The following is a 17,902-nucleotide window of genomic DNA, read 5'->3' as shown; positions in this document are numbered from 1 at the left end:
TTTTTACCCAATAGCAGTCGCAGTATTCATGGGAGCATAAGATGAGTGATGACGTAGCGTTGCCGCTGGAATTTACCGAAGCCGCAGCGAAAAAAGTGAAAACCCTGATTGCCGACGAGGACAATCCGGACCTTAAACTGCGTGTTTATATTACCGGCGGCGGCTGTAGTGGCTTCCAGTATGGTTTTACCTTTGACGACCAGGTCAACGATGGTGATATGACTATCGAGAAACAGGGCGTCGCGCTGGTGGTTGACCCGATGAGCCTGCAATATCTTGTAGGCGGTTCAGTGGACTACACTGAAGGTCTGGAAGGCTCGCGCTTCGTGGTGACGAACCCGAACGCGACCAGCACCTGCGGGTGTGGTTCATCGTTCAGTATTTAAGCCTGAATGCGGATTGTAGGCCCGGTAAGCGCAGCGCTACCGGGCTTATCAACAACCCCTACCTTGAATTTTCATCCAGCGCAAACGTCGGCAGCTTCAGGTGCCAGCGTATCGCCGCTAAACGGATCGCCAGCGTGACCACCATCCCCAACATCGCCGCGTTTTCCAGCGGGACAGCGAAGGTGTAATACGCCGTGGCGTGAACGATTCCCCCAATAATACAGGCCGTCGCGTAGATCTCCGTTCGCAGGATCATCGGGACTTCTCGCGCCAGAATGTCGCGAATAATCCCCCCGCCCACGCCGGTCAGTACGCCCATGCAGATTGCCACCAGCGGCCCTGTCCCGGCAATAAAGGCTTTGTTGACACCTATGCCCACAAAGACGGCCAGGCCGACGGCGTCCAGCACCGGCAGCACCCATTTGGGGAGCCTGCGCGGCTGACGCACCAGCACGATGGTCAGCAGGCAGGTGACCATTGCCACCACCAGGTCTGTCGGATCTTTTACCCAGAATACCGGGCCGTTTGCCAGCGCCATATCGCGGATCGTTCCGCCGCCTACCGCCGTAACGACGCCGAGCACCAGCACGCCAAAGGGATCCATGCGCAGTTTTCCGGCAAGCAGAACGCCGGAGATAGCAAAAACGGCTGTGCCAAGAATATCCAGCCAATACACGAGCATCGTTAAATCCTCGAATAGGGTATTTATCTGTTTGAATGACGCTCTGCCAGTTCGGCGCAGAGCTGTTTTGCGGCGAGGATAATACGCGGGCCGGCGCGTTCAAACCAGTCGCTGTTGAGGGCGATCACCGGAATTTTAAGCTGGTGATGCCAGAATTGTTTAATTTTAGGAATGTCGCTCGCATTTCCGACCACCACAATGGCCTGCGGCTGCCGGGCCAGGACCTGCTCACGGCTGACCTGCGGCCAGGGCACCCGACTTTCGGCAAAGATATTTTCACCTCCACAAGTCTCAAGCACCTGATTCTGGATCGAACCTTTCCCGGTAGTGAACAGCGGCTGGCTGCCAAATTGCAAAAAAACGCGTTGTTTCGGCTGCGTGCCGTACCGGGCTTTTAGCGCGGCAAAATCGTTGAGCATCTGCTGTGCTGCCTGCCCGGCGCGTTGTGGGGTCGGGCTGAAGGGCGCGAGGTCACGCAGGGCTTGCGCCACCTGTTCGATGCTCACCGCATCCACCCATTTCACGGTTATTCCCAGCGATGAGAGCTGATTCACCTGCCGCTCGGCATTACCGCCGCGCCAGGCGAGGACGAGATCGGGCTTGAGCGCCACAATGCGTTCCAGGTTCATTCCCTGCCAGGTGGCAACCTGTTCGATATGGGCGGCCTGCGGGGGGTAATCGGAAAAACTGCTCACCGCAACGGGCGTGATCCCCGCGGCAAACGCCAGTTCCGTATTGGCAGGGGAGAGGGTAATCACCCGCGGCGCGGCGATGAGCCAGGCCGGGGCGAGCAGAAGCAGGGCGACCAGCGCCCTGAAGAACACCTTACCCACGCGCCAGTTTCTGCACCAGGGTTTCCACCATCACGGTGGACTGTTTTGCCGCAACGGCCAGGAATTCGTCGAAGCTGATGTGGGACTGCTGGTCCGCCACGTCAGAGATCGCGCGAACGACCACGAACGGCACGCTGAAGTTATGGCACACATGCGCGATAGCCGTGGCTTCCATCTCAACGGCGACAGCCTGCGGGAAGTTATGACGGATTTTCGCCAGACCGACAGAGCCGTTGATAAAGGCATCGCCGCTGACGATCAGGCCACGTACCGCGTTGAGGTTCAGCTCGTTGATGCAGCTTTCAGCGGCGCTAATCAGCTTATCATCCGCCTTAAACCCGGCCGGGCAGCCCGGAAGTTGGCCATATTCGTAGCCAAATGCGGTGACGTCTGCATCGTGGTAACGCGCTTCGTCGGAAACCACGATATCACCCACTTTCAGCGTCGGCGCCAAACCGCCCGCAGAACCTGTGTTAATGATAACGTCAGGCTTGCAGCGCTCAAGCAGCAGGGTCGCGCCCAATGCCGCTGCAACTTTACCGATGCCTGATTTCAGCAGAGCCACGTCAACGCCGTTCAGCTGGCCGATGTAGATCTCACAGCCACCGAGGGAGAGGGTCTGACGGTTCTCAATTTTGTCACGCAGCAGCGTAACTTCTTCTTCCATTGCACCAATAATGCCGATTTTCATAGATTTACTCGCGATGTGCCTTGTTAAGATGCATAGTCTATCATGCGGTTAAGGGGAAACGCATTCTCACGCGGGGGAGCACATGGCACCAATCGATTTTCGCACCAAAATTAACTGGCACCGACGTTTCCGTTCGCCACAGGGCGATAAGAGCGAACATGAGATCCTGCGTATTTTCGAAAGCGATCGCGGACGCATCATCAACTCGCCCGCTATCCGCCGGTTACAGCAAAAAACCCAGGTATTCCCGCTGGAGCGTAACGCTGCGGTGCGTACGCGGTTAACGCACTCCATGGAAGTGCAGCAGGTGGGGCGCTACATTGCAAAAGAGATCCTTAGCCGTCTCAAAGAGCAACGTCTGCTGGAGACCTACGGGCTGGATGAACTGACCGGGCCGTTCGAAAGCATCGTTGAGATGGCCTGCCTGATGCACGATATCGGCAATCCGCCCTTTGGTCATTTCGGCGAGGCCGCCATCAATGACTGGTTTAAACAGCGGCTTTTTCCCTCTGACGCCATAAGCCAGCCGCTCAGCGATGACCGCTGCGTGGTCCGCGATTTATGCCTGCGCGAGGGCGAAGAGAGCCTGAACGACCTGCGCCGCAAGGTGCGTCAGGATCTGTGTCATTTTGAAGGTAATGCGCAGGGTATTCGCCTGGTGCACTCCCTGATGCGCATGAATCTGACCTGGGCGCAGGTGGGCTGCATTCTTAAATACACGCGTCCCGCGTGGTGGATGGGGGAAACGCCCGCTACCCATAGCTACCTGATGAAAAAACCGGGCTATTACCTGTCGGAAGAAGCGTACGTTGAACGGCTGCGTAAAGAACTTTCGCTGACGCCGAATGGCCGTTTTCCATTGACGTGGATTATGGAAGCCGCCGATGATATTTCCTATTGCGTGGCCGACCTGGAAGACGCGGTTGAAAAAAGAATATTCAGCGTCGAAGAGCTGTATCAGCATCTTCATGATGCCTGGGGGGAGCATGAAAAAGGGTCTCTGTTTGCGCAGGTCGTCGAAAATGCGTGGGAGAAATCGCGTTCAAATACCCTGAGCCGCAGCACCGAAGATCAGTTCTTTATGTATTTGCGGGTCAACACGCTGAATAAACTGGTGCCGTATGCGGCCGCCCGTTTTATTGATAATTTGCCGATGATATATAGCGGGGAATTTAATCACGCCCTGCTGGAAGATGAGAGCAGTTTTAGTCAGCTTCTTGAATTATATAAAAACGTGGCGGTTCGCCATGTTTTCAGCCACCCGGATGTCGAACAACTCGAGCTGCAAGGATACCGGGTTATCAGTGGGTTGCTGGAGATCTATGGCCCACTGCTCCAACTGACGGTCGATGAGTTCAGCGAGTTGGTAGAACATGAGCGTGTTCGCCGTCTGCCAATTGAATCTCGCCTCTATCAGAAACTTTCAACCCGTCACAGGCTGGCATACATTGAAGCCGTCAGTAAAATAGATCGCCATTCTTCACAATGGCCAGTTATGGAATATTATTATCGCTGCCGGCTTATCCAGGACTATATCAGCGGGATGACTGATTTGTATGCCTGGGATGAATACCGCAAGCTGATGGCCGTTGAATAAGCCATGAGTTTTGTAAAGACGACCAATAAATTTTTACTTTTTCCATAAACTTAATCCCGGAACTAAGCGGTATAAAACGAATCTGAGTTACACAGCAATTTTGCGTTATCTGGTAAATCGAGATTGAGAAACATGAAAAAAACCACATTAGCAATGAGTGCACTGGCTCTGAGTTTAGGTTTAGCGCTGTCCCCTCTGGCAGCGACGGCAGCCGAGACAGCTTCCTCGGCAGCGACTGCGCAGCAGATGCCAAGCCTGGCCCCGATGCTCGAAAAAGTGATGCCATCGGTGGTAAGTATTAACGTTGAGGGCAGCACAACCGTCAATACGCCGCGTATGCCGCGTAACTTCCAGCAGTTCTTCGGCGACAATTCGCCATTCTGCCAGGACGGTTCGCCATTCCAGAGCTCCCCGTTCTGTCAGGGCGGCGGTGCAGGGGATGACGGCATGGGCGGCGGCCAGCAGCAGAAATTCATGGCGCTTGGCTCGGGCGTGATCATTGATGCAGCCAAAGGCTACGTGGTGACCAATAACCACGTGGTAGATAATGCTAACACCATTAAAGTGCAGATGAGCGATGGCCGTAAATTCGATGCCAAAGTGGTCGGTAAAGACCCGCGCTCCGACATTGCGCTGATTCAAATTCAGGATCCGAAGAACCTGACGGCGATTAAGCTTGCCGATTCCGACGCGCTGCGCGTCGGTGACTACACCGTCGCCATCGGTAACCCGTTTGGTCTGGGCGAAACCGTGACCTCGGGTATCGTCTCTGCGCTGGGACGCAGTGGCCTGAACGCGGAAAACTATGAAAACTTCATCCAGACGGATGCGGCCATCAACCGCGGTAACTCCGGCGGTGCGCTGGTGAACCTGAACGGCGAGCTGATCGGTATCAATACCGCTATCCTCGCACCGGACGGTGGCAACATCGGTATCGGTTTCGCTATTCCGAGTAACATGGTGAAAAACCTCACTGCGCAGATGGTCCAGTATGGGCAGGTGAAACGCGGTGAACTGGGTATCATGGGTACCGAACTGAACTCAGAGCTGGCGAAGGCGATGAAGGTGGACGCTCAGCGCGGCGCGTTCGTAAGCCAGGTCATGCCGAACTCCTCGGCGGCGAAGGCCGGTATCAAAGCGGGTGATGTGATCACCTCTCTGAACGGTAAACCTATCAGCAGCTTTGCCGCCCTGCGTGCGGAAGTCGGTTCTATGCCAATCGGCAGTAAAGTGACCCTCGGCCTGCTGCGTGAAGGTAAGCCGGTCAACGTGAGCCTGGAACTTCAGCAGAGCAGCCAGAATCAGGTGGATTCCAGCACCATCTTCAGCGGTATTGAAGGTGCCGAGATGAGCAACAAAGGGGCAGATAAAGGCGTGGTGGTGAACAACGTGAAAGCGAACTCACCTGCTGCCCGTATCGGACTGAAAAAAGGTGATGTGATCATGGGCGCTAACCAGCAGCCGGTGAAAAACATTGCTGAACTGCGCAAAATTCTCGACAGCAAGCCTTCCGTGCTGGCGCTGAATATTCAGCGTGGTGATACCTCTATTTATCTCCTGATGCAGTAACCTTCTTAAGCCCCTGTTCGCAGGGGCTTTCTCGTTTCTGTGACCTCTCCCACAACTCCATACATCTCTCTCCGCCTTTGGGCATTTGCACAATGCGGCCTTAGCTGAACTTCCCTATGCTTGAGCTCTGCTCACGGGAGGGTTATATGGCTGGCTGGCATCTGGATACCAAAATGGCGCAGGATATCGTGGCGCGAACCATGCGCATCATCGATACCAATATCAACGTAATGGATGCACGCGGGCGCATTATCGGCAGCGGCGATCGTGAGCGTATTGGTGAATTGCACGAAGGGGCATTGCTGGTGCTTTCTCAGGGGCGCGTGGTCGACATAGATGACGCCGTGGCGAAACATCTGCACGGGGTCCGTCAGGGGATCAACCTGCCGCTGCGTCTGGAAGGAGAAATTGTTGGCGTTATCGGGCTGACCGGCGATCCTGAATCGCTGCGTAAATACGGCGAGCTGGTCTGCATGACGGCGGAGATGATGCTGGAGCAGTCGCGCCTGATGCACCTGCTTGCTCAGGACAGCCGCCTGCGTGAAGAGCTGGTGATGAATTTGATCCAGGCGGAAGAGCATACGCCTGCCCTGAGCGAGTGGGCGCAGCGTCTGGGCATTGACCTGAACCAGCCCCGCGTTGTTGCCGTCATCGAGGTAGATAGCGGTCAGCTTGGCGTAGACAGCGCCATGGTAGAGCTCCAGCAGCTGCAAAACATGCTGGCGACGCCGGAGCGTAACAACCTGGTGGCAATTGTCTCTTTGACGGAAATGGTGGTGCTTAAGCCTGCGCTTAACCAGTTTGGTCGCTGGGACGCGGAAGATCATCGTCGTCGCGTGGAGCTGCTCATCGAGCGCATGAAGGAGAACGGTCAGCTCCGTTTTCGCGTCGCGCTGGGGAATTACTTTACCGGTCCGGGGAGTATCGCTCGTTCATGGCGAACCGCGCGCACCACCATGATGGTAGGTAAACAGCGCATGCCGGAGAGCCGCAGTTATTTCTATCAGGACTTGATGCTGCCGGTCCTGCTCGACAGCCTGCGCGGTGGCTGGCAGGCCAACGAGCTGGCGCGTCCGCTGGTGCGTCTGAAAGCAATGGACAACAACGGTCTGCTGCGCCGCACCTTGCAGGCGTGGTTCCGGCATAACGTTCAGCCGCTGGCAACGTCAAAAGCGCTGTTTATTCATCGTAATACGCTTGAGTATCGGCTAAACCGCATCTCGGAGCTGACGGGGCTGGATTTGGGGAATTTTGACGACCGGCTGCTGCTGTATGTGGCGTTGCAGCTGGATGAGCAGAGATAGCTGAGTGCGGTCTGGTGCCCTCACCCCATCCCTCTCCCACAGGGAGAGGGCGCAAACATTAAAAACGGCAATCAAGGATTGCCGTTTTGCTTTTATTTCCGCGTCAATTTCTCAAGATCTGCTTCAATCTCGCTGATCTTATTGGTGACGACGCTTTCAAGGTGACGAAGATCGTCAAGGATCTTACGTTTTAAATCGATTTCGCTGCGATCGCGCTGGCAGATCTGATCGAGTTCGTCGATCACATAGCGCAGGTTAGGGCTGATTTCCTGTACTTCTTTATATCCCTGACCGATACCGTCAGCGACAACGGTCTTACGCTGGCGTGGGTATTTAAACTTCACGCTTTTAGCGAAAAACTCTCCTTTGTCCTTGTGAAAATAGATTTTCAAAATATCGTTATTCGCTTCCTGGCGGAGACTATAACGATCAATTTCATCAGGATTGGTAATGCCCAGACTTTTCAGATTATCGTACATAGCGGTACCCTTGATCTCAACATAACCTATGAATAATTAACGAAAAAATCTATTTCCGCCACCTTCAGATATAAAAAAAGCGGGGTTGCCCCCGCTTTTTGTTATACCTGATTAATCGATGGTGCGCAGCAGTTCGTTGATACCGACCTTACCGCGGGTTTTCGCGTCCACTTTCTTCACGATGACCGCGCAGTACAGACTGTATTTGCCGTCTTTAGACGGCAGGTTGCCGGAGACCACAACGGAACCGGCGGGTACGCGGCCGTAATGGATTTCACCGGTTTCGCGGTCGTAAATACGGGTGCTCTGACCGATGTAGACGCCCATGGAGATCACAGAACCTTCTTCGACGATCACGCCTTCAACCACTTCGGAACGCGCGCCAATGAAGCAGTTGTCTTCGATGATGGTTGGGTTAGCCTGAAGTGGCTCCAGAACGCCACCGATGCCCACGCCGCCGGACAGGTGAACGTTTTTACCGATCTGCGCGCAGGAACCGACGGTGGCCCAGGTGTCTACCATGGTGCCTTCGTCAACGTAGGCACCGATGTTCACGTAGGATGGCATCAGCACGGTATTGCGTGCGATGAAGGCACCCTGACGAACCGCCGCCGGTGGCACCACGCGGAAGCCCTCTTTCTGGAAGCGCGCTTCGTCGTAGTCCGCAAATTTCATTGGCACTTTGTCGAAGTAGCGGCTTTCTGCTCCGTCGATAACCTGGTTATCGTTGATACGGAAAGAGAGCAGCACAGCTTTCTTCAGCCATTGATGAGTGACCCACTGACCGTCGATTTTTTCTGCCACGCGCAGTGCGCCGGAATCCAGCAGGGAAATAACCTGGTTAACCGCTTCACGGGTCACGGTATCCACATTTGCCGGAGTGATGTCGGCGCGACGCTCAAAAGCGGACTCAATAACGTTCTGTAACTGCTGCATTGTTTACTCTTTCCATTTCACTAAAAAACACGTCACCCTTTATCGTTTGGATTGAGGGCTGCTGTCAACCGTTGTTGCACTTCAAGTTGCAGGTCATTATTAAGGGCACGCCGGTCGGCGGTGGCGATTATAAATAAATCTTCTACTCGCTCGCCAATGGTTGTAATTCGGGCGCCGTGAAGCGAAATTCCCAGATCGGCAAAAACCTGGCCGACGCGGGCGAGCAGCCCTGGCTGGTCGAGCGCGATCAGCTCCAGGAACGATTTACGATCGGTATGGGTCGGCAGGAAATTCACCTCGGTATCGACGGTAAAGTGGCGCAGTTTCGCCGGCTGACGGCGCGGCTGCGGCGGCTGCCAGCTGCGCTGGGTAATCGCCTGTTCCAGACCGAAGCGTATTCCTTCATGACGATCGGCTGAGAGCGGGCTGCCGTCCGGCTCCAGCACAATAAAGGTGTCCATTGCCATGCCGTCACGGGTGGTAAAAATCTGCGCGTCGTGAACGCTCAGGTTACGCCTGTCCAGCTCTGCACAGACCGCAGCAAACAAATAGGGCCGGTCCGGGCTCCAGATAAAGATCTCCGTCCCGCCGCGCGTGGCCTGCGGGCTGAGCAGGATCATCGGTTTCGTCAGGTCATGCTTCAGCAGATGTCGGGCGTGCCAGGCAAGCTGGTTTGGGCTGTGGCGCACAAAGTAGTTGGCGCGACAGCGCGCCCAAATCTGATGCAGCGCCTCTTCGTTGATGTTATCCATACGCAGCAGGGCCAGCGCCTGCAACTGGTGGTGACGCACGCGCTCGCGCATGTCCGGGGTGTTCTGCATCCCGCGACGCAGCTGTTTTTCGGTGGCGAAGTACAGCTCGCGCAGCAGGCTCTGCTTCCAGCTGTTCCACAGGGTTTCGTTGGTGGCGCAGATATCGGCTACCGTCAGGCAGACCAGATAGCGCAGGCGGTTTTCCGTTTGTACCTCTTCGGCGAACTGCTTGATCACTTCCGGATCCTGAATGTCACGACGCTGAGCGGTAACCGACATCAGCAGATGATGGCGGACCAGCCAGGCCACCAGCTGCGTTTCGCGCGAGTTCAGGCCGTGCAGCTCGGCAAATTTCAGCACGTCCTGGGCACCGAGCACGGAGTGGTCGCCGCCGCGGCCTTTGGCGATGTCGTGGAACAGGGCGGCAATCAGGATCAGCTCCGGGTGCGCCAGACGTGGCCACAAATCAACGCACAGCGGATGGCGGGATCGCGTTTCTTCTTTAGCGAAGCTTTCCAGCTTCAGCATGACGCGGATCGTGTGCTCATCTACCGTGTACGCGTGAAACAGGTCAAACTGCATCTGCCCGACAATATGTGACCACTGCGGCATATAGGCCCACAGCACGCTGTGGCGGTGCATCGGCAGCAGACCGCGGCTGACGGCGCCCGGATGACGAAGCATGCTCAGGAACAGCGAGCGCGCCTCCGGGATGTAGCACAGCGGTTGCTTCAGATGACGCCGTGCGTGGCGCAGATGGCGCAGGGTGGTGGAGTAGATCCCGGTAATGGTGCTGTTGCGCACCATGGTGTAAAACATTCGCAGGATCGCTTCCGGTTCGCGGATGAACAGCGTTTCGTCGCGCAGATCGATCAGCGTGCCGCGCAGCTGAAACTCGTCATCAATCGGACGCGGTTTTTCATCCGCCGTCAGCGCGAGGATCGCCTCATCGAACAGCTGCAACAGCATCTGGTTCAGTTCAGAGACGCGGCGGGTGACGCGGAAGAAATCCTTCATCATCTGCTCAACCGGCTCGTTGCCTTCGCCCTGGTAATTCAGGCGCTGCGCCACGCTGAGCTGGCGGTCAAACAGCAGGCGGTTATCATAGCGGGTGACTTCCAGATGCAGGGCAAAACGAATGCGCCAGAGCAGGTGCAGACACTCATTGAGTTCGTTACGTTCCGCTTCGGTCAGAAAACCGAAACCGACCATTTCGTCCAGCGAAGTTGCCCCAAAATGACGACGGGCGACCCATTGCAGCGTGTGGATATCGCGCAGGCCACCGGGGCTGCTTTTGATATCCGGCTCAAGATTATAGCTGGTGCCGTGATAGCGCTGGTGGCGCTGGTTTTGTTCTTCGACTTTTGCGGCGAAGAATTTTTCCGAGGGCCAGAAGCCGTCGCTAAATATGTGCTTTTGCAACTCGAGGAACAGCGCCACGTCGCCAATCAGCAGGCGGGTTTCAATCAGGTTGGTGGCGACGGTCAGGTCAGATAACCCCTCCAGCAGACACTCTTCCAGCGTGCGCACGCTGTGGCCCACCTCCAGTTTTACGTCCCAGAGCAGAGTCAGCAGTTCACCGATTTTTTGCGCCCGATCGTCCGGCAATTTTTTACGGCTTAAGATCAGCAGGTCGATATCAGAGAGCGGATGCAGTTCACCCCGGCCATAACCGCCGACCGCAACCAGCGCGACGTCGCTCACCTGCCCGAAACCGTAGTCGATCCACAGACGTTGCAGGAGCTGGTCGATAAACTCGGTACGCGCTTCAATGAGCTGCTCGGCTGACACGCCTGCGTCAAACGCGCTACCCAGCCAGCGATGGAAAACCGCCATATGGGCTTTGATATGCGCGCAGGTCAGCTCATGCGCCGGCCAGACGCCCGGGTTGTCAGGCTGGTCGGGGAGGGTGGGAAGAGCCGTGTTAGCATACTGTTCGGGTAAAAGATTACTCATCGTGCGCCACCCATAAGAAAAAGCTATCGCCATTAAAAAAGCCGGCATTCGCCGGCTTTTTATCACTCAATGTTCGTCAGTATCGCCGGGATGGTGTCATCCTTGCGCAACGTCATAATTTCGCAGCCGTTGTCTGTTACCACAATAGTATGCTCGTACTGGGCCGACAAGCTTCTGTCCTTGGTTTTTACCGTCCAGCCATCTTTCATGGTGCGGATGCGGTAATCGCCCGCGTTGACCATTGGCTCGATGGTGAAGGTCATGCCTTTTTGCAGGACCACGCCGCCGTCGTCAGCATCGTAATGCAGTACCTGCGGCTCTTCGTGGAATACGCGGCCAATGCCGTGACCGCAGTATTCGCGCACCACGGAGAAACCTTCTGCTTCCACGAACTTCTGAATTGCCGCGCCGATAGTGCGCAGGCGGATGCCCGGCTTCACCATCTTCAGCGCCAGGTAGAGGCTGTCCTGGGTGACCTTGCACAGGCGCTCACCCAGAATGGTTGGCTTGCCAACGATGAACATCTTAGAGGTGTCACCGTGGTAATCGTCTTTAATGACGGTCACGTCGATGTTGACGATGTCGCCATCTTTCAGCAATTTCTCGTCATCCGGGATGCCGTGGCAAACCACTTCATTGATAGAAATGCAGACGGATTTCGGGAAACCGTGATAGCCCAGGCAGGCGGAGACCGCGTGCTGCTCGTTGACGATATAGTCGTTACAGATGCGATCCAGTTCGCCAGTGCTGACGCCCGGTTTCACAAACGGTTCGATCATTTCCAGCACGTCCGCGGCCAGACGACCGGCGACGCGCATCTTTTCAATTTCTTCAGGTGTCTTAATAGAGATAGCCATGTAATCTGTCCATCGGTGTCGATTTTTTCGACAATACTAGTGTAAGTGTTGTCAATGGTATCAGTCAGGCGCACCCCGTGCCAAATTGAGAATCATTAACAGCACACTCAGCCAACAACTATTGGTTTCCGACCGTGTTTTATGGTATAAAGCGCGCCGGACTTCCGATCCATCTCAGATACACAGGCTGGACGGGAGCGACAAATCTCACTTTGTGTAACAACACACACGTATCGGCACATATTCCGGGGTGCCCTTCGGGGTCGGTAATATGGGATACGTGGAGGCATAACCCCAACTTTTAATATAGAGGTTTTAAACATGGCAACTGTTTCCATGCGCGACATGCTCAAGGCTGGTGTTCACTTCGGTCACCAGACCCGTTACTGGAACCCGAAAATGAAGCCTTTCATCTTCGGCGCGCGTAACAAAGTTCACATCATCAACCTTGAGAAAACTGTACCAATGTTCAACGAAGCCCTGGCTGAGCTGAACAAGATCTCTTCCCGTAAAGGTAAGATTCTGTTCGTTGGTACCAAGCGCGCTGCAAGCGAAGCTGTGAAAGATGCTGCTAACAGCTGCGATCAGTTCTTCGTGAACCATCGCTGGTTGGGCGGCATGCTGACCAACTGGAAAACTGTTCGTCAGTCCATCAAGCGCCTGAAAGATCTGGAAACCCAGTCTCAGGACGGTACTTTCGATAAGCTGACTAAGAAAGAAGCGCTGATGCGCACTCGTGAGCTGGACAAGCTGGAAAACAGCCTGGGCGGTATCAAAGATATGGGCGGCCTGCCAGACGCGCTGTTCGTAATCGATGCAGACCACGAGCACATCGCCATCAAAGAAGCTAACAACCTGGGTATCCCGGTATTCGCTATCGTTGATACCAACTCCGATCCGGACGGTGTTGACTTCGTTATCCCGGGTAACGACGACGCAATCCGTGCTGTTAGCCTGTACCTGAGCGCTGTAGCTGCTACCGTTCGTGAAGGCCGTTCCCAGGATCTGGCTTCTCAGGCGGAAGAAAGCTTCGTAGAAGCTGAATAATAAGGTTTTACCCCTTATTAGTACCGTGTATGAATAGGGGCCCATTATCGGCCCCTTTTTTCAATTTATACTGTTTGGCTCCCGGCCGGGCAGTTCACATCTCCCGAGGATTTAAGAATGGCTGAAATTACCGCATCCCTGGTAAAAGAGCTGCGTGAGCGTACTGGCGCAGGCATGATGGATTGCAAAAAAGCGCTGACCGAAGCGAACGGCGACATCGAGCTGGCAATCGAAAACATGCGTAAATCCGGTGCGATCAAAGCAGCTAAGAAAGCAGGCAACGTGGCTGCTGACGGCGTGATCATCACCAAAATCGACGGCACCTACGGCATCATTCTGGAAGTTAACTGCCAGACTGACTTCGTTGCTAAAGATGCTGGTTTCCAGGCATTTGCTAACAAAGTTCTGGACGCAGCGGTTGCAGGCAAAATCACTGACGTTGAAGTACTGAAAGCACAGTTTGAAGAAGAGCGTGTTGCGCTGGTTGCTAAGATCGGTGAGAACATCAACATCCGTCGCGTTGCTTCCCTGGAAGGTGACGTTCTGGGCTCTTACCAGCACGGCGCGCGTATCGGTGTTCTGGTTGCGGCTAAAGGCGCTGACGAAGAGCTGGTTAAGCAGCTGGCAATGCACATCGCTGCAAGCAAGCCAGAATTCGTTAAGCCAGAAGACGTGTCTGCTGAAGTGGTAGAGAAAGAGTACCAGGTTCAGCTGGACATCGCGATGCAGTCCGGTAAGCCAAAAGAAATCGCAGAGAAAATGGTTGAAGGCCGCATGAAGAAATTCACCGGCGAAGTTTCTCTGACTGGCCAGCCTTTCGTTATGGATCCAAGCAAGTCTGTTGCTCAGCTGCTGAAAGAGCACAACGCTGACGTGACTGGCTTCATCCGCTTCGAAGTGGGCGAAGGCATCGAGAAAGTTGAGACTGACTTCGCAGCAGAAGTTGCTGCAATGTCCAAGCAGTCTTAATGATGCAAAAGGAGCCGCCTGAGGGCGGCTTCTTTTTGTCACCCGTCTCACGAAATCAGACAGGCTCCAGTATCGCTGTGCTGATATGCGACATATCATGTCGCCAGAATTAACCCCATCTTAATCGTTGACAGTCTCAGGAAAGAAACATGGCTACCAATGCAAAACCCGTGTACAAACGCATTCTGCTTAAGCTGAGTGGCGAAGCGCTGCAAGGATCGGAAGGCTTCGGTATTGACGCAAGCATCCTTGATCGCATGGCACAGGAAATCAAAGAACTGGTCGAACTGGGTATTCAGGTTGGCGTGGTCATTGGCGGTGGCAACCTTTTCCGTGGTGCTGGTCTGGCGAAAGCGGGGATGAACCGCGTTGTGGGCGACCACATGGGTATGCTGGCAACCGTGATGAATGGCCTGGCGATGCGTGATGCGCTTCATCGCGCCTATGTGAACGCTCGCCTGATGTCCGCGATTCCTTTGAATGGCGTATGCGATAACTACAGCTGGGCAGAGGCCATCAGCCTGCTGCGCAATAACCGCGTGGTGATCCTCTCCGCCGGTACGGGTAACCCGTTCTTTACCACCGATTCCGCTGCCTGCCTGCGCGGTATCGAAATCGAAGCCGATGTGGTGCTGAAAGCGACCAAAGTGGATGGCGTGTTTACTGCCGATCCGGCAAAAGATCCGTCTGCGACCATGTACGATCAGCTGAGCTACAGCGAAGTGCTGGATAAAGAGCTGAAAGTGATGGATCTTGCCGCCTTTACGCTGGCTCGTGACCACAAACTGCCGATTCGTGTCTTCAACATGAACAAGCCTGGCGCGCTGCGTCGCGTTGTTATGGGCGAAAAAGAAGGCACTTTGATCACGGAATAATTTCCGTCGACGATAAATACAGGTAAGATTCCGCTTTACTTTGTAGTGGTATCTTACCTGGACGCGCCTTTGGCGCTGTCATGATTTAAACGCGACTATACTTAGCACACCTGTAGCGCTGTGCTGGCGGATAGTCTGCCTGAGACAAGTTTTCAAGGATTCGTAACGTGATTAACGACATCAGAAAAGATGCTGAAGTACGCATGGACAAATGCGTAGAAGCGTTCAAAAACCAAATCAGCAAAATCCGTACTGGCCGTGCTTCCCCAAGCCTGCTGGATGGCATCATCGTAGAATACTACGGTACGCCAACGCCACTGCGTCAGCTGGCGAGCGTGACGGTAGAAGATACCCGTACCCTGAAAATCAACGTGTTCGATCGCTCGATGAGCCCGGCCGTTGAAAAAGCTATTATGGCATCTGACCTGGGTCTGAACCCAAGCTCAGCGGGCGCGGACATTCGCGTTCCACTGCCTCCGCTGACGGAAGAGCGTCGTAAAGACCTGATCAAAGTCGTGCGTGGTGAAGCTGAGCAGGGGCGCGTTTCCGTACGTAACGTGCGTCGCGATGCGAACGATAAAGTGAAAGCGCTGCTGAAAGAAAAAGAGATCAGCGAAGACGACGATCGTCGTTCCCAGGACGACATTCAGAAAATGACCGACGCGGCGATCAAGAAAATTGATGCGGCGCTGGCAGAAAAAGAAGCGGAACTGATGCAGTTCTGATTTTCGCTGTACACTGATAAACGCCGTTCAGAAGGACATTGAGTCTTGCTGGCGGCGTTTTGCTTTTATCTGGTCTAACTTTTGGGCATCTCATGAAGCATCTCACTCTCCTCGGCTCGACTGGCTCTATCGGTTGCAGCACTCTCGACGTTGTTCGTCATAACCCTGACAGCTATACCGTGACCGCTCTCGTGGCCGGAAAAAACGTGCAGCGAATGGTCGAGCAGTGTCTGGAGTTTACCCCCCGTTTTGCGGTGATGGATGATGAAGAGAGCGCCCGGCAGGTGAAAGCGCTGTTACTGGAAAAGGGCAGCCGTACCGAGGTGCTCAGCGGGCAACAGGCGGCCTGCGATATGGCGGCGCTGGATGAGGTTGATCAGGTGATGGCGGCAATCGTCGGGGCGGCGGGTCTTCTGCCGACGCTTGCCGCTATTGATGCGGGAAAAGATGTCCTGCTCGCGAACAAAGAGTCGCTGGTTACCTGCGGACGCCTGTTTATGGAGGCGGTAAAACAGCGTGGGGCGCGTCTATTGCCGGTCGATAGCGAGCACAACGCGATTTTTCAGAGTTTGCCTCAACCTTTTCAGCAGAACCTGGGGTACGCTGACCTCGAGCAGAATGGGGTTGTGTCGATTCTGCTTACCGGGTCTGGTGGCCCGTTCCGTGAAACGCCACTGTCTGAACTGCGCGCAATGACGCCGGATCAGGCGTGTCGCCATCCGAACTGGTCGATGGGGCGTAAGATCTCCGTCGATTCGGCCACCATGATGAATAAAGGTCTGGAATACATTGAAGCTCGCTGGCTGTTTAACGCGTCGGCGAAACAGATGGAAGTGCTGATCCACCCGCAGTCGGTGATTCACTCAATGGTGCGCTATCAGGACGGCAGCGTGCTGGCGCAGTTGGGCGAGCCGGATATGCGTACGCCTATTGCTCATTCGATGGCGTGGCCAAACCGCGTGAAATCCGGCGTAAAGCCGCTCGACTTTTGCAAGCTGAGTTCACTGACGTTTAGCGAGCCGGATTACGACCGATATCCGTGCCTGAAGCTGGCGATGACGGCGTTCGATCAGGGGCAGGCGGCGACAACAGCGCTTAATGCAGCCAATGAAGTGACCGTTGAAGCCTTTCTGAATCAGCAGATCCGCTTTACTGATATCGCCGCGTTGAATTTAACCGTGCTGGAGATGATGGATCTGCGTGAGCCACAAAGTGTGGAAGAGGTGCTGGCCGTAGATGCACAGGCACGCATTGTTGCGCGTAAACAGGTGACACGTCTCGCAAGCTGGTGATAAAGCAAGCACTAGTCGTCGTGCTATTTGTTAGCGTTGGGCTTCAGTGATATAGTCTGCGCCACCTGATCGCAGGTATTTGGCTTTAAGTGGTCAGGTAAGCCGTGGTTTGACACGGCTTTTTTATGTATAGGCTTCAGTATTCCTGTGTACCGTTAAATCCTTTCAGGGACTAAAAACGCGTTATGTTGTCTGCGAATCAACCAATAAGCGAAAACTTGCCAGCACATGGCTGTCGCCATGTTGCAATCATCATGGATGGCAATGGCCGCTGGGCGAAAAGACAAGGGAAGATACGAGCCTTTGGGCATAAAGCTGGGGCGAAATCTGTTCGCCGCGCCGTTTCTTTTGCCGCCAATAACGGCATTGATGCGTTAACGCTCTATGCTTTTAGTAGTGAAAACTGGAATCGACCTGCGCAGGAAGTGACTGCGTTGATGGAACTGTTTGTGTGGGCGCTCGATAGCGAAGTAAAAAGCCTGCACCGCCACAACGTCCGCCTGCGTATTATTGGCGAAACCAGTCGTTTCAACTCACGTCTACAGGAACGGATTCGCAAAGCAGAAGCGCTGACGGAAAATAATACCGGCCTGACGCTCAATATCGCGGCGAATTACGGCGGACGCTGGGATATTATCCAGGGGGTTCGGCATTTGGCTGAGCAGGTTCAGGAAGGGCTGCTAAGACCCGACCAGATTGATGAAGAGGCGCTGAGTCAGCAAATCTGCATGAATGAACTGGCACCCGTGGATTTGGTTATAAGGACAGGGGGGGAGCATCGCATAAGTAACTTTTTGCTGTGGCAAATTGCCTACGCCGAACTTTACTTTACGGATGTTCTTTGGCCAGATTTTGATGAACAAGACTTTGAAGGTGCGCTGCATGCCTTTGCCAATCGAGAGCGTCGTTTCGGCGGCACCGAGCCTGGTGGCGATAACGCCTGATGGGGGTA

Annotated in this window: 17 protein-coding genes; 10 read left to right on the top strand and 7 right to left on the bottom strand. The window is 54.6% G+C overall.

Annotation, left to right across the window (positions count from 1 at the left end):
• The first annotated feature begins 41 nt into the window (after positions 1-41).
• Positions 42-386 carry an iron-sulfur cluster insertion protein ErpA gene (gene erpA, locus A3466_RS11185; protein ID WP_003856230.1) on the top strand — a complete coding sequence of 115 codons (345 nt, stop codon included), beginning with the start codon at positions 42-44 and terminating at the stop codon, positions 384-386.
• Between the two features lie 58 nt (positions 387-444).
• Here erpA and A3466_RS11180 read toward each other — a convergent pair whose 3' ends face one another.
• The 3 genes from A3466_RS11180 to mtnN are packed head-to-tail and all read right to left on the bottom strand — an operon-like array spanning position 445 to position 2,592.
• The gene (locus A3466_RS11180; RefSeq protein WP_063450603.1) at positions 445-1,068 is read right to left on the bottom strand and encodes a TRIC cation channel family protein; all 624 of its coding nucleotides are present in this window, start codon (positions 1,066-1,068) and stop codon (positions 445-447) included.
• 23 nt (positions 1,069-1,091) lie between these two features.
• Entirely contained in the window at positions 1,092-1,901 is an 810-nt protein-coding gene (btuF, locus tag A3466_RS11175; protein ID WP_063450602.1) for a vitamin B12 ABC transporter substrate-binding protein BtuF, read from the bottom strand.
• Positions 1,894-2,592, bottom strand: a complete 699-nt coding sequence (gene mtnN, locus A3466_RS11170) for a 5'-methylthioadenosine/S-adenosylhomocysteine nucleosidase (RefSeq protein WP_063450601.1) — start codon at positions 2,590-2,592, stop codon at positions 1,894-1,896. Before mtnN ends, btuF begins: the two co-directional genes overlap by 8 nt.
• Before the next feature lie 82 nt (positions 2,593-2,674).
• Between mtnN and dgt the strand changes: the two genes are divergently transcribed.
• The 3 genes from dgt (at position 2,675) to A3466_RS11155 (ending at position 7,062) form a co-directional block, all read left to right on the top strand.
• Positions 2,675-4,189, top strand: a complete 1,515-nt coding sequence (dgt, locus tag A3466_RS11165; RefSeq protein ID WP_063450600.1) for a dGTPase — start codon at positions 2,675-2,677, stop codon at positions 4,187-4,189.
• A gap of 132 nt (positions 4,190-4,321) precedes the next feature.
• Positions 4,322-5,758, top strand: coding sequence for a serine endoprotease DegP (degP, locus tag A3466_RS11160; RefSeq protein ID WP_063450599.1), 1,437 nt, complete (start codon positions 4,322-4,324; stop codon positions 5,756-5,758).
• Positions 5,759-5,904: 146 nt separating this feature from the next.
• Positions 5,905-7,062 (top strand): CdaR family transcriptional regulator, encoded by a 1,158-nt coding sequence (locus A3466_RS11155; protein WP_003856217.1) that lies wholly within the window; start codon positions 5,905-5,907, stop codon positions 7,060-7,062.
• 92 nt (positions 7,063-7,154) lie between these two features.
• Here the strand turns inward: A3466_RS11155 and A3466_RS11150 are convergent, their stop codons facing one another.
• The 4 genes from A3466_RS11150 to map all read right to left on the bottom strand — a co-directional run bounded on the left by A3466_RS11150 (position 7,155) and on the right by map (position 12,042).
• Positions 7,155-7,541, bottom strand: a complete 387-nt coding sequence (locus A3466_RS11150; RefSeq protein ID WP_063450598.1) for a DUF3461 family protein — start codon at positions 7,539-7,541, stop codon at positions 7,155-7,157.
• A 111-nt stretch (positions 7,542-7,652) separates the two neighbouring features.
• On the bottom strand, positions 7,653-8,477 hold the full coding sequence (dapD, locus tag A3466_RS11145; RefSeq protein WP_003856214.1) for a 2,3,4,5-tetrahydropyridine-2,6-dicarboxylate N-succinyltransferase: 825 nt from the start codon (positions 8,475-8,477) through the stop codon (positions 7,653-7,655).
• A 32-nt stretch (positions 8,478-8,509) separates the two neighbouring features.
• Positions 8,510-11,185, bottom strand: coding sequence for a bifunctional uridylyltransferase/uridylyl-removing protein GlnD (gene glnD, locus A3466_RS11140; RefSeq protein ID WP_063450597.1), 2,676 nt, complete (start codon positions 11,183-11,185; stop codon positions 8,510-8,512).
• 62 nt (positions 11,186-11,247) lie between these two features.
• The gene (gene map / locus A3466_RS11135) at positions 11,248-12,042 is read right to left on the bottom strand and encodes a type I methionyl aminopeptidase (protein WP_022647104.1); all 795 of its coding nucleotides are present in this window, start codon (positions 12,040-12,042) and stop codon (positions 11,248-11,250) included.
• A gap of 321 nt (positions 12,043-12,363) precedes the next feature.
• On the opposite strand from map, the gene rpsB reads away from it, so the two are divergent.
• The 6 genes from rpsB to ispU all read left to right on the top strand — a co-directional run bounded on the left by rpsB (position 12,364) and on the right by ispU (position 17,894).
• On the top strand, positions 12,364-13,089 hold the full coding sequence (rpsB, locus tag A3466_RS11130) for a 30S ribosomal protein S2 (RefSeq protein WP_003856207.1): 726 nt from the start codon (positions 12,364-12,366) through the stop codon (positions 13,087-13,089).
• Between the two features lie 117 nt (positions 13,090-13,206).
• The gene (gene tsf / locus A3466_RS11125) at positions 13,207-14,058 is read left to right on the top strand and encodes a translation elongation factor Ts (RefSeq protein WP_006810044.1); all 852 of its coding nucleotides are present in this window, start codon (positions 13,207-13,209) and stop codon (positions 14,056-14,058) included.
• A 149-nt stretch (positions 14,059-14,207) separates the two neighbouring features.
• Positions 14,208-14,933: a UMP kinase gene (gene pyrH, locus A3466_RS11120; RefSeq protein ID WP_008501910.1), complete on the top strand. Its 726-nt coding sequence runs from the start codon at positions 14,208-14,210 to the stop codon at positions 14,931-14,933.
• 167 nt (positions 14,934-15,100) lie between these two features.
• The gene (gene frr / locus A3466_RS11115; RefSeq protein WP_003856180.1) at positions 15,101-15,658 is read left to right on the top strand and encodes a ribosome recycling factor; all 558 of its coding nucleotides are present in this window, start codon (positions 15,101-15,103) and stop codon (positions 15,656-15,658) included.
• A 92-nt stretch (positions 15,659-15,750) separates the two neighbouring features.
• Positions 15,751-16,950 (top strand): 1-deoxy-D-xylulose-5-phosphate reductoisomerase, encoded by a 1,200-nt coding sequence (ispC, locus tag A3466_RS11110; protein WP_063450596.1) that lies wholly within the window; start codon positions 15,751-15,753, stop codon positions 16,948-16,950.
• Between the two features lie 185 nt (positions 16,951-17,135).
• Complete coding sequence (gene ispU, locus A3466_RS11105; RefSeq protein WP_003856176.1) at positions 17,136-17,894, top strand: (2E,6E)-farnesyl-diphosphate-specific ditrans,polycis-undecaprenyl-diphosphate synthase; 759 nt, start codon at positions 17,136-17,138, stop codon at positions 17,892-17,894.
• Positions 17,895-17,902: the final 8 nt, after the last annotated feature.

The organism is Enterobacter genomosp. S (genome assembly GCF_001631805.1).
Classification (GTDB): domain Bacteria; phylum Pseudomonadota; class Gammaproteobacteria; order Enterobacterales; family Enterobacteriaceae; genus Enterobacter; species Enterobacter quasihormaechei.
The sequence above is the reverse complement of the archived record's forward strand: the minus strand, read 5'-3'. Positions and strand labels throughout refer to the sequence as shown.

Bases quoted from the DNA above. Each gene is read 5' to 3' on its own strand.
- map (WP_022647104.1), bottom strand. From the start codon at position 12,042: ATGGCTATCTCTATTAAGACACCTGAAGAAATTGAAAAGATGCGCGTC.
- dgt (WP_063450600.1), top strand. From the start codon at position 2,675: ATGGCACCAATCGATTTTCGCACCAAAATTAACTGGCACCGACGTTTC.
- mtnN (WP_063450601.1), bottom strand. From the start codon at position 2,592: ATGAAAATCGGCATTATTGGTGCAATGGAAGAAGAAGTTACGCTGCTG.
- A3466_RS11180 (WP_063450603.1), bottom strand. From the start codon at position 1,068: ATGCTCGTGTATTGGCTGGATATTCTTGGCACAGCCGTTTTTGCTATC.
- ispC (WP_063450596.1), top strand. From the start codon at position 15,751: ATGAAGCATCTCACTCTCCTCGGCTCGACTGGCTCTATCGGTTGCAGC.
- erpA (WP_003856230.1), top strand. From the start codon at position 42: ATGAGTGATGACGTAGCGTTGCCGCTGGAATTTACCGAAGCCGCAGCG.
- A3466_RS11155 (WP_003856217.1), top strand. From the start codon at position 5,905: ATGGCTGGCTGGCATCTGGATACCAAAATGGCGCAGGATATCGTGGCG.
- A3466_RS11150 (WP_063450598.1), bottom strand. From the start codon at position 7,541: ATGTACGATAATCTGAAAAGTCTGGGCATTACCAATCCTGATGAAATT.
- dapD (WP_003856214.1), bottom strand. From the start codon at position 8,477: ATGCAGCAGTTACAGAACGTTATTGAGTCCGCTTTTGAGCGTCGCGCC.
- tsf (WP_006810044.1), top strand. From the start codon at position 13,207: ATGGCTGAAATTACCGCATCCCTGGTAAAAGAGCTGCGTGAGCGTACT.
- pyrH (WP_008501910.1), top strand. From the start codon at position 14,208: ATGGCTACCAATGCAAAACCCGTGTACAAACGCATTCTGCTTAAGCTG.
- glnD (WP_063450597.1), bottom strand. From the start codon at position 11,185: ATGAGTAATCTTTTACCCGAACAGTATGCTAACACGGCTCTTCCCACC.
- degP (WP_063450599.1), top strand. From the start codon at position 4,322: ATGAAAAAAACCACATTAGCAATGAGTGCACTGGCTCTGAGTTTAGGT.
- rpsB (WP_003856207.1), top strand. From the start codon at position 12,364: ATGGCAACTGTTTCCATGCGCGACATGCTCAAGGCTGGTGTTCACTTC.
- ispU (WP_003856176.1), top strand. From the start codon at position 17,136: ATGTTGTCTGCGAATCAACCAATAAGCGAAAACTTGCCAGCACATGGC.